This window comes from Paenibacillus sp. F024, assembly GCF_057814255.1.
Genome location: NZ_JBVASZ010000004.1, coordinates 76,187 through 88,693, shown reverse-complemented (window position 1 = coordinate 88,693; position 12,507 = coordinate 76,187). Strand labels below are relative to the sequence as shown.

Genomic DNA, 12,507 nt, shown 5'->3' with positions numbered 1-12,507 from the left:
AGGAGGATGTTTCAACATGCAAGCAGATCTTACTGTAGATACGAAGGGAATGGCATGCCCAATGCCGATCGTCAAAGCAAAGAAAGCGCTGGATGGGCTGCAGCCTGGACAAATCATGGAAGTGCTCTCCACCGACAAAGGCTCAGTCAACGATTTTCAGGCGTGGGTGAAGCAGACGAAGCATGAACTCATCAAGCATGAAGAAGATAATGGCGTTTATAAATTTCTTGTGAAAAAAGTGTAAACCTCACCCTGAGAGAAGCGAGCGCGTTTTAGGACGCGCTCGCTTTTTTTTTTGCATGTGCCACTTTGTGGGGGTTGCAATTCATCAATGACTGTTGTATTATACCTATAGGGGTATAAGTATAATAAAAAAAGGGGAAATCAAAGATGGAAACGACCAAAGAAAAAACAACAATCGTATTATTCAGCGGTGATATGGATAAAGCGATCGCGGCGTTTATTATAGCGAACGGTGCCGCGGCTTATGATCACGATGTCACGATTTTCTTTACGTTTTGGGGTCTCAATACGCTTCGCAAAGACGAGGTTGTAAAAACGGACAAGGGACTGCTCGAGAAGGCGTTTGGATGGATGATGCCGCGCGGCGCGAAGAAGCTCGGATTGTCCAAAATGAATATGGCCGGCATGGGTCCACAAATGATCAAGCATGTCATGAAGAAGCATAATGCACTAAGTTTGCCTCAGCTGATTGAACTTGCTCAGGAACAAGGCGTGAAGCTGGTGGCGTGCACGATGACGATGGACCTTCTTGGATTGAAACAGGAAGAATTGATTGATGGGTTGGAGCTTGCGGGCGTAGCCGGTTATTTGGGCGATGCGACAAACGCGAAGGTGAACTTGTTTATCTAAGGGTATGACGAATTATTTTTTTGACTTATAATATACCCATACACGTATATCATAGGAGGGTATAACCATGGATTACAATTATACAGAGCAAATGAAAACGCGTTTGAGAAGAATTGAAGGACAAGTGCGGGGGGTTCTTCGCTTAATGGAGGAAGGCCAGTCCTGTAAGGATGTCGTGAGCCAACTGTCCGCGGTTCGGAATGCCGCGGATAAAGCAATGGCACAAATTGTCGCCGAGAACTTGCAGCAATGCCTGCTTGAGGAACAATCGGCGGGCAGAGATACGAACAAATTGGTCCAAGAAGCTGTAGCCCTGCTGGTAAAGAGTCGATAATCCGGCCAAATGCCGGCATTACAGGTATCGAGGATGCGAGACGCTGCCGGATTTTGCGTAAGCGGAAGCACCGTTTGACTGCAATAACAACAGAAAAGAGGAGGACAGATGAATCTTATTCTTGTGCTGGTCACTGGATTTAGTTTCCTTTGGATCGTGCGGATCATCTGGCCTGTGGGCGGTTTGGTCTTTGTCGACTCAAAGGTCCTTAAGGAAACTTCAGAAATATCTCAAACCACGAAACTACTTGATGTCAGAGACGCGACGCACTTTCAAGAATGCCACGTCAATGGATCGATTAACATATCGATCGGCCGCCTGCCTTTTGTGTGGGGCAAAGAGCTCTCACCAAACGATTCGGTTCTCATCCTTGCAGACAGCCGCTATAAAAGCAAGAAAGCTGCACGAATCCTCAAAAGGCGGGGCTTCCACCAGTTATATGCGGTGCGCGATGCGTTTTGCGCATAACCGCTTTTCTGATTTGAGCGACAACCATCTAAGAAAGTGGGGGATCGATTATGGACAGCAGTACACTCATCAATATTGCGATTGGCATTTTAGTTATCTGGTTTGCTTATACTCGTTTTCGTCCGACCAAAGGTTTGAGGACGCTGAGGGACGCCGACTTTCAGAGCGAAATGAAAAATTCGCCTGACCGGCTGCTGATCGACGTGCGTGAACCATTTGAGTTTAAAAGCGGCAGCATTCCAGGTGCCAAGAACATTCCGTTGTCCCAGCTTAACGGGAGGCTCGGGGAGATTCCGAAGGAGAGCCATGTACTGCTCTACTGCAGAAGCGGCATGAGAAGCAAGAACGCCGCACGGATCCTCAGCAAGAACGGCTATACGAGGCTTGCTCATCTGCAAGGTGGCATTGGCGCTTGGAGTGGAAAAGTCACGAAATAAATGTGCTTTATTTGGAATCCTGAGTGATTTCTTAGGGTTCTTTTTATAAAAGTAGCAAGCCATCCGTAACGCCCGTATTGTGGTGGAGGGAAAGGTTAAGGACCAGTACGGTTTCGGCGGGGATCTTACTTGCCTTGGGATTAAGTGATACCGATGATAAAGCGAATTACAAGCCAAAAGTCTGTCAAAGATATCAAGCCTTCCCAGAAGGCATCCCTGATCAAACTATATCCCACGAAATAAATGCTGCAGAAAACCACATTAAGATTAAACAAAAAGACTGATCACCAAGAGGTGATTCAGTCTTTTTTGTGTTATTTCACAATCATAACAGGGCAATGTGCTCTCTTGGCCACTTTATGACTAACGCTTCCAAGAACCAGTTCCTGAAGGGCATTCAGACCTCTACTTCCAAGTACGATTAAATCAACCTTATTTTCATTCGCATATTTGACGATTTCAGGCCCAGGTTCCCCATGCAAAATTTTCGTTTCATACTTCACACCGGCCTTCACAGCTTTCTCTTCCACAGCGATGACCCGTTGTTTACGCACATCGGATCGATCCAGGTCATTCCAATGATGCAGCACGTCAGCTTTTACATGTTCTGCATCCAGTGCATAAATAATTTCGACAATGCTTTCTGGATCACAAGCGGCAATTTTGAACGCATGATCCGCAGCGCGCAGGGAATGTGCTGACCCGTCTGCAGCGATTAAGATTCTTTTATACATGATTTAAACCTCCTTAGGAGATATAACTGCCAATTTCTTTCTCCATGCTGATCACCGGAAGAATGATTGGATTTCTGCTTATTTTATTCACGAAATAGGAAGATAGGGCCTGTTTCAAATCATGTTCCAATCTATTCAAAGGAGGTTGTGGTTGCCGAGAAAGAATTTTCTCAAGAATCTTTTTCGTCTTGGAAGTGGCTTCACGAATCAGAGCAGTTGATTCTCTGACATAAATAAAGCCTCTGCTGATGAGTTCGGGTCCAGCAACGATAGTTGAGGCCGTATTCAAAACAACAACAACCATAATGATACCTTGGCTCGACATTTGATTGCGCTCATCAAGAAGGTCCTGATGAATATAGCCAGTATGTGAACCGCGTACGAGCCATTGGCCGCTTGGTACCTTTGGTCCGATTGCTGCCCTGTCTGATGAGATCTTTACGGTTTGTCCCAAATCCAATATAAAAATACGATCACGTGAAATACCGATTCGTTCAGCCAAATCCGCATGCTGCACAAGCATTCGATATTCACCGTGAATCGGAATGAAATACCTTGGTTTGACCATATTCAGCATCAATTTCAAGTCCTCTTGACAGCCATGACCGGATGTATGTATATCGATCAATGAACCATAGATCACATGCGCACCACTGCGAAATAACAAGTCAATCGTACGATTTATATTTTGTGTGTTGCCGGGTATAGGGGAGGAAGAAAACACAACCGTATCCCCATCATGAATGTGCACATGAGCGTGGCGACCTGAAGCTATTCGGGACAAAGCAGCATTGATCTCGCCCTGACTCCCTGTACAGAGGATAACAAGTTGGTTATCTGTATACTTGTGAATCTCTTTGACATCGATCAGCAGTCCTTTTGGGATGCGGATAATTCCGAGTTCCTGTCCAATTCGGAAGACGCGTTCCATGCTTCTGCCCAAAACGACAAGATGTCGGTTTAGTAAATCCGCTGCCTCCACAACTTGCTGAAGGCGATGCACATTGGAAGCAAAGGTAGCAAACAGAATACGTCCTTTGCAGGACAAGAAGGTATCTAAAATGGCCTTACCTACCGTTTTTTCCGATGGCGAAAACCCTGGTTTTTCACTGTTTGTACTGTCTGACAATAGAGCAAGCACACCATTACGGCCTAACTCAGCCATCTTGTGAAGATCCGCAGGATGATCTACGGGGGACATATCAAACTTAAAATCACCGGTATGCACAATGGTTCCTTGCGGTGTTTCGACTACGACCCCTAAGGAGTCTGGAATGCTGTGGGTAGTACGAAAAAAATGAACGCGAAGCGGTTCAAGATCGATAACCGAATCTTCATTTATTACATGCAGCATAGCCTGCTTATCAAGCTTATGCTCTTCTAGTTTGGCACGAACCAAGCCAATGGTCAAAGGAGCACCATAAACGGGTACATTCAGTTCCTTTAACACATAGGGCAGTCCGCCGATGTGATCTTCGTGACCATGGGTGAGAAAGATACCCTTTACTTTATCCCTGTTTTGGACCAAATACTCGAAGTTTGGAATGATGTAGTCGATGCCCGGCATATCGCTCCTGGGGAACATAACGCCGGCATCAATAACGACAATCTGATGGGCATATTCAACGACATACATATTTTTTCCGATTTCACTAAGACCGCCCAATGAAAAGATCTTTACGTCCTGTTTAGCGGCAATAGATTTTCTGCGTTTGGAGCGGACTATTGGGGATTGATTCTCTACTTCGGTGATCATCGGTTTACACATAGAGACATCCTTTCTGACTGACTTATAGACGCTCGCCGCGTTTTACCTTTTCGAGCGCTTCCTCAAGATCGATTTTACGAATACGCCAATGACGGCCAATTTTGAATGCTGGAATCCGTCCTGCATTGACTAATTTGTATGTGGACACTTCACTGATCTGCAGGTATTTCGCTACTTGTTCAATGGTCATAATCTCATGTTCCAAAATGAAAACTCCCTCTCACATCAAATTATTCATTTATTCATTATAGAGGGTTTAAAAACCGAGCGTCAAAGAAAAGTCTGACTTTTGGTAAACGAAAAGGGTAAAATGGTTATAGTCAATATAACTCAATTATACATGGTTTATATATAAATGCAATAAACGGAGATTTAACGAGAAAACACAAGAAAATCGACGAAAAATTAATTTGTTTGCGCTTTCATGGCTTTAAAGGTACCTTTTCATAAAAATATGCGCTTTGTATAATCCTTAAGGGAGAGCCATCGGACACCGACTTTTCTGAGAGTGGAAAGTCATAAAAATATTGCTACAGGAGGCATACGAATTGGCAACTAATGTAAGCAGCTTGAGAAAAACTTGGTTTTCAAATCCCAAAGCGAACATCTTAGCCGGAATGACCGTCGCACTTGCACTCATTCCTGAAGCGATTGCTTTTTCAATCGTAGCTGGGGTCGATCCCATGGTTGGTTTGTACGCATCGTTTTCGATTGCAGTCATCATTTCATTTTTTGGTGGACGGCCTGGGATGATTTCCGCCGCGACGGGAGCCATGGCCCTACTCATAGTTGGGCTCGTTCGAGACCACGGGGTGGAATTCTTATTTGCTGCCACAATATTGACGGGGATCATTCAGGTTATTGTCGGCTTTTTAAAACTGGGTAGGTTTATCAGCTTTGTGCCTCATTCCGTTATGACTGGTTTCGTGAACGCTTTGGCTATCCTTATTTTCATGTCTCAATTGACGCATTTTGTTGGCCAAGGTTGGGTTATGTACGGTTTGGTTGCGCTAACGCTTTTGATTATTTATGTACTCCCACGATTCAGCAAAGCGGTACCGTCTGCTTTGGTAGCCATCATTATCGTATCGGTCATCACGATCAGTCTAAAGATTGACGTGTTCACAGTAGGGGATATGGGAACCATTACGAGCTCCTTTCCGGTTTTCCACTTACCTAATTTTGTTCCATCCCTGGACAATTTATTGATCATTCTGCCATATTCCATCTCGCTGGCTTTAGTCGGTCTTCTGGAATCCTTATTAACCGCAACCATTGTTGACGATATGACAGATACAAGCAGCAATAAGGACAAGGAAGTGAAGGGACAAGGTATCGCTAACGTCGTAACGGGGTTTTTCGGAGGCATGGCCGGTTGCGCCATGATTGGCCAATCGGTCATAAACGTAAAATCCGGAGGCCGTACACGACTTTCCACCTTTGTCTCAGGTGTTTTTCTGATCTTCCTGATTATTGTTCTCGGCGATGTCGTTAAAGAAATCCCAATGGCCGCGCTTGTCGGTGTCATGATTATGGTCTCGATTGGAACATTTGACTGGCAATCGCTTATTCAGTTAAAAAAGATCCCATTTGGCGATTCACTTGTGATGATCGTCACGGTCAGTATCGTAGTTCTTACCCACGATCTATCTTACGGGGTTATGGCAGGCGTGCTGCTGAGTGCACTTATTTTTGCCTGGAGAATATCTAACCTGCGTATCACAAGCCGAATGCAATCGGACGGTCATAAGATATATTCGGTATCAGGGCAGCTGTTCTTTGCCACCACATCACATTTCGTTGATAAGTTTGACTACATGCACGACCCGGATAAAATCATCATTGATTTTTCGCATTCGCATGTATGGGACCACTCTGCGGTTAATGCTATCGCGAAAACAATTGCGAAATATCGTCAATTAGATAAGGATGTTACAATTTTAGGGCTAAATGAAGAAAGCAAACGGCTTATAGATAGAATTGGTATCGAATCGCCTAGCGGTCATTAAGGACAGTTCGGCGCAAATCTTGGTCTTGGCTGCGGCCATCCACCAACGATTGCCGAGCTACAGCTGGGGGAAGTCGTGCTAGAACCTCGGCTGCGGCGGTTTCGATTGTTTCCTGGCCTCGCGCCAAGTCGGAGAGGCCGGTCGCGTGAAACCGCAAACTAAATTCAATGTGAATTGCGACCCCTTATTTAGAAGGGGTCTTTTCTTTGTTCAGATCCAACACTGTTTCAGTGAATGAGCATTTTGCGATCGTTCCATTAGATCCGGGGGCAGTAGAAACTTGTTTTTCAAAGAAACAAATTGCCCATAATAAAATGCTCATGTTGTTCAACTCACGATTAACTTAGACCGAGAAAATTGCACGCACCGTATACCTTTATATTTTACGTTTTAAGAAGTCGGCATACTAATCATGTGGCTAGGGATATACTTAGGTGTTTATCTGTCTTAAAACGCATAATAAAGCCTTTAAAAACGATATTTTTTATTGACCTAAAAACATTTTTAAATAAATAAATTATGTGTTATCATGGCTTCAGTTTAAGCCCATACGAACCATTAGACGTAATCATGAAGGAGAGACTCAACGAATGGAGTTTGTTTTGTACCTTGTATTAATCTTACTTTTTACCAAAATTTCTGGACACGTATCCGTCCGTTTAGGACAACCTGCGGTACTAGGCAAATTACTCGTCGGCATTATTTTAGGTCCTGCGGTACTTGGCTGGATACAAGACGGGAGTTTCATTCATCAGTTTGCTGAAATCGGTGTTTTATTGCTGATGTTTATTGCCGGACTGGAAACCGATATGGACCAGCTGCGAAAAAACTGGAAGCCTGCTTTCGCTGTAGCGGTTGGCGGCATCATTCTCCCTTTTGTTGGCGGCTATGGGGTAGGGGAATTGTTTGGTATGTCTCAAGGACATGCGTTATTCCTTGGTGTGCTATTCAGCGCCACCTCCGTCAGTATTTCTGTTCAAGTGTTAAAAGAAATGAATCAGTTGAATTCGCGAGAAGCGACTACGATCCTGGGCGCGGCAGTTGTGGATGATGTATTGGTTGTGATTTTGCTGGCCGTCTTGACTAGCTTCCTTGGAACAGGGGCCGATGTTTCTTTGGGACTTGTGATTGGTAAAAAACTCTTGTTCTTTATCGGAGTTTTTGTAGCCGGGTGGTTAATTGTCCCAAGAGTTTTAAAATGGCTTTCGAATATCCGAGTGACCGAGCCCGTTATTGCCACAGCCTTAGTGGTCTGCTTCGCATTTGCCTATTTCGGGGAACTCATGGGGATGGCCGGAATTATTGGGGCTTTTGCTGCTGGACTAGCGATCTCACAAACGCCCTTTAAACACCATGTGGAACAAAAAATTGAGCCGATCGCGTATTCCATTTTTGTTCCTGTCTTTTTTGTAAGCATCGGCCTTAACGTTTCCTTTGAGGGTGTGGGAAGTCAGATTGGGTTTTTGGTGGTGCTGACCGTATGTGCCGTCATCACAAAATTAGTTGGCGGTGCATTTGGGGCAAGACTGACCGGGTTTAATATGCGTTCTTCATTAGCCATTGGATCAGGTATGGTCTCCAGGGGAGAAGTGGCTTTGATTATTGCAGCTACCGGCTTACAAGCTGGATTACTTCTGCCGCAATACTTCACGTCAATTATCATTACGATCATCTTGACCACGTTGATTGCCCCTCCAATGTTGAAGGTCATGTTTATGGGGTCTAAACCATTAAAAGAAAATGAGGGAACGTTGTAGACGTTTCATTCGTTGACGCGCATTTATTTGTAGCATAAAATGAATCTGATCTTCAAACGGCGATGGAGTTCGCCATAACCGCCTTGTGCTAATGACTCCTACCAGTGTTTTTGTGCTGGTAGGAGTTTATTTTTTGATGAAAGGAAGTTGTGCATGAATGTTGTTGCGCTTGTCATTGGCGGGTTCATTGGGACGATCCTGCGATATGCGACTGGGGATTTCATTCCTCCATTATCAAACGGGTTCCCACTTGGCATTTTAATAGTTAACTTCTTGGGCTGCTTCTTATTAGGATGGTTTTTTACGGTTACGTTGGAGCGCTGGAACATTCGTCCTGAAATACGACTTGGTTTAGGTACTGGCGTGATCGGGGCTTTTACCACGTTCTCAACGTTTTCGGTCCAAACGGTTGATCTTATGCAACATGGGCACTTCTTTGTCGCCGCTTTGTATGTTCTCTTAAGCATCATTGGCGGGTTACTGCTGACTTTTGCCGGAGTCCATTTGGCCAAAGTGCAAAAGAGAGAGGGAACGGCATGATTTGGCTTATTGGTCTTGGCGGCGTTCTAGGAACGCTCTCTCGTTTTTACCTGGGGAAATGGATAAGCGCCAAGGGAAAATCAACGTTTCCTTGGGGAACATGGGTGATTAATTTAACCGGCTCATTTACACTAGGGATATTCTTTTCCCTACACACGAACCATGCGATTTCGGACTTGGTTTGGCTGATAGTCGGCACAGGGTTTTGTGGTGCATACACGACGTTTTCGACATTTGGCTACGAGACAAGCCAACTTGTACAAAAAGGGGAAGTCGTAAAAGCTGGGGTTTATGTGGTGACTTCCGTGCTGCTGGGGTTATTAAGTGCTTTTTTAGGTATTACTTTACTAAGATGATCTGGTATTAATCGCAATTGTTTACAAACCTTTCACAATATAATTCGTTGATTATATAAGTACATTAATATATATTTATTACATAATTCCTTTGATGTGAGGTGAATATATGGATAAGCCGCTGCGCATGTATTTCTTGTGTGTTCATAATCGGTGTAGAAGCCAAATGGCCGAAGCATTCGCCAAACATTACGCTGGAGAAAAAGTGATCGCTGGCAGCGCGGGCGTGGAAGAAAGTACAATTCACCCGTTAACGGTTCAGGTCATGAAAGAAGTAGGCATCGATATATCGGATCAACAATCGAAACGAATTGATATGAAAGCTTTCATCAGTTCCCAAATCGTCATTAAGCTTTGCGAACAAGTGAATGAAAAATGCCCCATTGTGCCTTTTGGCATCATGAATGTGCAGTGGGATATCCCTGATCCAACTCCAAACCAGGGCGAGGGGAGCATTGAAGAATTTCGGGCCGTTCGCGATTTGATTCAAGAAAAAGTACTGCAGCTGTTAAAAGAGCAAAAGATCGTATAGCGAGTGAAGGGAGGTATTACATGGAACAAATCAATGAAATGGCAGAGAATTTTAAACTGCTCGGTGACAAAACCCGGCTCACGATGATGGCTTTATTGAAGGAACAACCCCTTTGTGTTTGTGACATCGTGGACTTGCTCGAAACGTCACAGCCCAACGCCAGCCAGCATCTGCGTAAATTAAAATCAGCGGGTCTTGTGAACGAAACGCGTAAAGGACAATGGATTTATTATTCCTTGAATATAGAAGACAAACCCTACATCCAGGCGGTTTTGGGCTATATTCCATCGTTAAAAGAAAAAATTGATCAATTAAAAAATGATTGCAACTAGTGCAGGAGGATTACATGGCTATCACGGCGTTTCTTATATTTTTAGTAACCCTAACTTTTGTAATATGGCAACCCAAAGGATTAAATATCGGCTGGTCGGCAAGTGCTGGAGCGATTCTTGCTTTAATTTTCGGCGTGGTCAGCTTCGCTGATGTGGGTACGGTAACCGGCATTGTGTGGAATGCGACATTGGCGTTTGTAGCCATTATTTTAATCTCATTGGTGCTGGATGAAATTGGATTTTTTGAGTGGGCAGCGTTACATATGGCGCGGCTGGCACGCGGAAACGGTATTCTTATGTTTGTGTTTATCATCCTGCTTGGATCGGCGGTCGCAGCGCTATTTGCCAACGATGGCGCGGCTTTGATCATCACGCCGATTGTACTGGCTATGGTTCGGGCGCTTAAGTTTGATGAAAAGATGATTCTGCCGTTTATTATGGCGAGTGGATTCATTGCCGATACGGCATCCTTGCCGCTTGTCGTCAGTAACTTGGTGAACATTGTGTCTGCCGATTATTTCAACATCGGTTTTGCGGAATACGCGAGCCGTATGATTGTTCCGAATTTCTTTTCCATCATCGCGAGTCTGCTGGTGTTGTATCTGTATTTCCGCAAAAGCCTCCCGAAAAGCTACAATCTTACCCAGCTTAAAAAGCCAAGTGAAGCCATTAAGGATATGAGGCTGTTTAAATTATCTTGGGTCATTTTAGCTGCGCTGCTTGTTGCGTATTTCGTCAGTGAATTTTTCTCGATTCCTGTATCCATTGTAGCCGGGATCGCCGCGATTGCCTTTTTGATCGCTGCGAGAAAAAGCCCAGCGATTCATACCTGGAAGCTTGTGAAAGGTGCGCCATGGGCCGTTGTCATTTTCTCCATTGGTATGTATGTGGTCGTTTATGGCTTGCGAAACGCCGGTCTTACCGACGCGTTAGGCAGCGTCATTCAAGCGGTCGCAGACAATGGGCTGTTCGCGGCGTCGATAGGTATGGGCTTTATTGCAGCAATCCTGTCGTCCATTATGAACAACATGCCAACGGTCATGATCGATGCACTGGCGATCCAAGGCACTCAAACCGATGGGTTCATTCGTGAAGCGCTGATCTATGCCAATGTGATCGGTTCGGATTTAGGGCCGAAAATTACTCCGATCGGCTCACTGGCAACTCTGCTTTGGCTGCATGTGCTGTCCACGAAAAATGTGAAAATCAGCTGGGGGTATTACTTTAAAATCGGGATTATTTTAACCGTTCCAACGTTGTTGTTTACCCTCATAGGTCTTTACTTATGGCTCTATGTCATCCAAACATGGAACGTGAATGTATGGGTATGTATTGTGGCGATTGTCGTTGTACTCGTTGTTGTTGCGATGATCATTAAAAGCATATTGGCAAGCAAACAAACCAAAAGAGGGCATCAAGGCGCTTAACGAATTCATATAAAAAAAGGAGATTTATTACCATGGAGAAAAAACCCCTGATTTACTTTTTGTGCACCGGTAATTCTTGCAGAAGCCAAATCGCGGATGGATTTTTGAACGTACTGGGCAGCGACAAATACGAAGTGAAAAGCGCTGGTCTTGAAGCACATGGACTGAATCCGCGTGCGGTTCAAGTCATGAACGAAGCTGGTGTAGACATTAGCAAAAATACGTCGAATGTCATTGATCCTGAAATTTTAAATCGTGCCGATTATGTGATTACGCTGTGTGGTCACGCCGACGAGCATTGCCCGGTGATCTCCAACAAAAACGTAACGAAATGGCATTGGGGCTTTGATGACCCGGCAAAAGCAACCGGAACGGAAGAAGAAATCATGAATCAGTTCCGCAGTGTTCGCGATTCGATTAAGAGCCGGATTGAGCAATTCGTCAAAGAAGGGAAATGAGGTGGCTGCTATGATCAAAAGAATGCACGTCGCTTTAAACTGTACGGATCTTAATAAGTCCCTTGATTTTTATCGTGCTTTTTTTGGGGCAGAACCAAGCAAAATCAAAGATAATTATGCAAAATTTGAACTAGAAGAACCGGCCCTTCACTTTTCATTAAATGTCCGTCCCTTTGAACAAAAGGGTGTACTGAATCACTTGGGTTTCCAAGTGAATAACACCGAAGAAGTACTGGCCATGGGGGAGCGGCTGCGTCAAAGCGGGCTGCTGCTCATTGACGAGATGAATACGACTTGCTGCTATGCGGTACAGGATAAAGTTTGGGTGTATGATCCAGACGGCAACGCTTGGGAGATTTTCTACACAAAAGAAGATTCGGAATTTGAATCGGCCGGAGAAACCAAGGATTTATCCTTATGCTGCGCGCCACCATCGGCTCCGGTTGCAATTGAATTTGGATCATTTAAAAAAGGAGTTTAGT

General features: G+C 44.6%; 17 protein-coding genes, 1 pseudogene and 1 riboswitch. Of the genes and pseudogenes, 15 read left to right on the top strand and 3 right to left on the bottom strand.

What is annotated here, in order from left to right; genetic code table 11:
- Positions 1 to 16: 16 nt before the first annotated feature.
- From ACZYR9_RS06680 to ACZYR9_RS06660, 5 genes are all read left to right on the top strand, one after another.
- Positions 17 to 244, top strand: a complete 228-nt coding sequence (locus tag ACZYR9_RS06680) for a sulfurtransferase TusA family protein (RefSeq protein WP_488977684.1) — start codon at positions 17 to 19, stop codon at positions 242 to 244.
- A gap of 146 nt (positions 245 to 390) precedes the next feature.
- The gene (locus ACZYR9_RS06675; protein ID WP_488977683.1) at positions 391 to 873 is read left to right on the top strand and encodes a DsrE/DsrF/DrsH-like family protein; all 483 of its coding nucleotides are present in this window, start codon (positions 391 to 393) and stop codon (positions 871 to 873) included.
- Between the two features lie 67 nt (positions 874 to 940).
- On the top strand, positions 941 to 1,207 hold the full coding sequence (locus tag ACZYR9_RS06670; RefSeq protein ID WP_488977682.1) for a metal-sensitive transcriptional regulator: 267 nt from the start codon (positions 941 to 943) through the stop codon (positions 1,205 to 1,207).
- Positions 1,208 to 1,315: 108 nt separating this feature from the next.
- Positions 1,316 to 1,675 (top strand): rhodanese-like domain-containing protein, encoded by a 360-nt coding sequence (locus ACZYR9_RS06665; protein ID WP_488977681.1) that lies wholly within the window; start codon positions 1,316 to 1,318, stop codon positions 1,673 to 1,675.
- 50 nt (positions 1,676 to 1,725) lie between these two features.
- On the top strand, positions 1,726 to 2,112 hold the full coding sequence (locus ACZYR9_RS06660) for a rhodanese-like domain-containing protein (RefSeq protein ID WP_488977680.1): 387 nt from the start codon (positions 1,726 to 1,728) through the stop codon (positions 2,110 to 2,112).
- A gap of 314 nt (positions 2,113 to 2,426) precedes the next feature.
- Here ACZYR9_RS06660 and ACZYR9_RS06655 read toward each other — a convergent pair whose 3' ends face one another.
- The 3 genes from ACZYR9_RS06655 to ACZYR9_RS06645 are packed head-to-tail and all read right to left on the bottom strand — an operon-like array spanning position 2,427 to position 4,804.
- Complete coding sequence (locus ACZYR9_RS06655; protein WP_216882693.1) at positions 2,427 to 2,846, bottom strand: universal stress protein; 420 nt, start codon at positions 2,844 to 2,846, stop codon at positions 2,427 to 2,429.
- 13 nt (positions 2,847 to 2,859) lie between these two features.
- On the bottom strand, positions 2,860 to 4,614 hold the full coding sequence (locus tag ACZYR9_RS06650) for a ribonuclease J (protein WP_488977679.1): 1,755 nt from the start codon (positions 4,612 to 4,614) through the stop codon (positions 2,860 to 2,862).
- Positions 4,615 to 4,636: 22 nt separating this feature from the next.
- Complete coding sequence (locus tag ACZYR9_RS06645) at positions 4,637 to 4,804, bottom strand: helix-turn-helix domain-containing protein (protein ID WP_216882697.1); 168 nt, start codon at positions 4,802 to 4,804, stop codon at positions 4,637 to 4,639.
- Between the two features lie 427 nt (positions 4,805 to 5,231).
- Between ACZYR9_RS06645 and ACZYR9_RS06640 the strand changes: the two genes are divergently transcribed.
- From ACZYR9_RS06640 to ACZYR9_RS06595, 10 genes and pseudogenes are all read left to right on the top strand, one after another.
- Positions 5,232 to 6,623, top strand: a complete 1,392-nt coding sequence (locus ACZYR9_RS06640; protein ID WP_488977805.1) for a SulP family inorganic anion transporter — start codon at positions 5,232 to 5,234, stop codon at positions 6,621 to 6,623.
- A gap of 9 nt (positions 6,624 to 6,632) precedes the next feature.
- Positions 6,633 to 6,771 (top strand): annotated as a pseudogene (arsM, locus tag ACZYR9_RS06635) (arsenite methyltransferase); the annotation flags it as partial.
- Between the two features lie 442 nt (positions 6,772 to 7,213).
- Positions 7,214 to 8,380, top strand: coding sequence for a cation:proton antiporter (locus ACZYR9_RS06630; RefSeq protein WP_488977678.1), 1,167 nt, complete (start codon positions 7,214 to 7,216; stop codon positions 8,378 to 8,380).
- Positions 8,381 to 8,429: 49 nt separating this feature from the next.
- A riboswitch (Fluoride riboswitch) is annotated at positions 8,430 to 8,488 on the top strand.
- Between the two features lie 45 nt (positions 8,489 to 8,533).
- Positions 8,534 to 8,920, top strand: a complete 387-nt coding sequence (gene crcB, locus ACZYR9_RS06625; RefSeq protein WP_488977677.1) for a fluoride efflux transporter CrcB — start codon at positions 8,534 to 8,536, stop codon at positions 8,918 to 8,920.
- Positions 8,917 to 9,276 (top strand): fluoride efflux transporter CrcB, encoded by a 360-nt coding sequence (crcB, locus tag ACZYR9_RS06620; protein WP_488977676.1) that lies wholly within the window; start codon positions 8,917 to 8,919, stop codon positions 9,274 to 9,276. Before crcB (ACZYR9_RS06625) ends, crcB (ACZYR9_RS06620) begins: the two co-directional genes overlap by 4 nt.
- A 109-nt stretch (positions 9,277 to 9,385) precedes the next feature.
- Complete coding sequence (locus tag ACZYR9_RS06615; RefSeq protein WP_488977675.1) at positions 9,386 to 9,808, top strand: arsenate reductase ArsC; 423 nt, start codon at positions 9,386 to 9,388, stop codon at positions 9,806 to 9,808.
- A 20-nt stretch (positions 9,809 to 9,828) separates the two neighbouring features.
- Complete coding sequence (locus ACZYR9_RS06610) at positions 9,829 to 10,140, top strand: ArsR/SmtB family transcription factor (RefSeq protein WP_488977674.1); 312 nt, start codon at positions 9,829 to 9,831, stop codon at positions 10,138 to 10,140.
- Between the two features lie 14 nt (positions 10,141 to 10,154).
- Positions 10,155 to 11,567 carry an arsenic transporter gene (locus ACZYR9_RS06605; protein WP_488977673.1) on the top strand — a complete coding sequence of 471 codons (1,413 nt, stop codon included), beginning with the start codon at positions 10,155 to 10,157 and terminating at the stop codon, positions 11,565 to 11,567.
- Between the two features lie 32 nt (positions 11,568 to 11,599).
- Positions 11,600 to 12,025, top strand: coding sequence for an arsenate reductase (thioredoxin) (arsC, locus tag ACZYR9_RS06600; RefSeq protein WP_488977672.1), 426 nt, complete (start codon positions 11,600 to 11,602; stop codon positions 12,023 to 12,025).
- A 10-nt stretch (positions 12,026 to 12,035) separates the two neighbouring features.
- Positions 12,036 to 12,506: an ArsI/CadI family heavy metal resistance metalloenzyme gene (locus tag ACZYR9_RS06595; RefSeq protein ID WP_488977804.1), complete on the top strand. Its 471-nt coding sequence runs from the start codon at positions 12,036 to 12,038 to the stop codon at positions 12,504 to 12,506.
- Position 12,507: the final 1 nt, after the last annotated feature.

Excerpts from the sequence above, each read along its gene's own strand:
- ACZYR9_RS06665 (WP_488977681.1), top strand. The coding sequence starts at position 1,316 with ATGAATCTTATTCTTGTGCTGGTCACTGGATTTAGTTTCCTTTGGATC.
- ACZYR9_RS06670 (WP_488977682.1), top strand. The coding sequence starts at position 941 with ATGGATTACAATTATACAGAGCAAATGAAAACGCGTTTGAGAAGAATT.
- ACZYR9_RS06595 (WP_488977804.1), top strand. The coding sequence starts at position 12,036 with ATGATCAAAAGAATGCACGTCGCTTTAAACTGTACGGATCTTAATAAG.
- ACZYR9_RS06660 (WP_488977680.1), top strand. The coding sequence starts at position 1,726 with ATGGACAGCAGTACACTCATCAATATTGCGATTGGCATTTTAGTTATC.
- ACZYR9_RS06655 (WP_216882693.1), bottom strand. The coding sequence starts at position 2,846 with ATGTATAAAAGAATCTTAATCGCTGCAGACGGGTCAGCACATTCCCTG.
- crcB (WP_488977677.1), top strand. The coding sequence starts at position 8,534 with ATGAATGTTGTTGCGCTTGTCATTGGCGGGTTCATTGGGACGATCCTG.
- ACZYR9_RS06650 (WP_488977679.1), bottom strand. The coding sequence starts at position 4,614 with ATGTGTAAACCGATGATCACCGAAGTAGAGAATCAATCCCCAATAGTC.
- ACZYR9_RS06605 (WP_488977673.1), top strand. The coding sequence starts at position 10,155 with ATGGCTATCACGGCGTTTCTTATATTTTTAGTAACCCTAACTTTTGTA.
- arsC (WP_488977672.1), top strand. The coding sequence starts at position 11,600 with ATGGAGAAAAAACCCCTGATTTACTTTTTGTGCACCGGTAATTCTTGC.
- ACZYR9_RS06630 (WP_488977678.1), top strand. The coding sequence starts at position 7,214 with ATGGAGTTTGTTTTGTACCTTGTATTAATCTTACTTTTTACCAAAATT.
- crcB (WP_488977676.1), top strand. The coding sequence starts at position 8,917 with ATGATTTGGCTTATTGGTCTTGGCGGCGTTCTAGGAACGCTCTCTCGT.
- ACZYR9_RS06640 (WP_488977805.1), top strand. The coding sequence starts at position 5,232 with ATGACCGTCGCACTTGCACTCATTCCTGAAGCGATTGCTTTTTCAATC.
- ACZYR9_RS06615 (WP_488977675.1), top strand. The coding sequence starts at position 9,386 with ATGGATAAGCCGCTGCGCATGTATTTCTTGTGTGTTCATAATCGGTGT.
- ACZYR9_RS06645 (WP_216882697.1), bottom strand. The coding sequence starts at position 4,804 with ATGACCATTGAACAAGTAGCGAAATACCTGCAGATCAGTGAAGTGTCC.
- ACZYR9_RS06675 (WP_488977683.1), top strand. The coding sequence starts at position 391 with ATGGAAACGACCAAAGAAAAAACAACAATCGTATTATTCAGCGGTGAT.
- ACZYR9_RS06610 (WP_488977674.1), top strand. The coding sequence starts at position 9,829 with ATGGAACAAATCAATGAAATGGCAGAGAATTTTAAACTGCTCGGTGAC.
- ACZYR9_RS06680 (WP_488977684.1), top strand. The coding sequence starts at position 17 with ATGCAAGCAGATCTTACTGTAGATACGAAGGGAATGGCATGCCCAATG.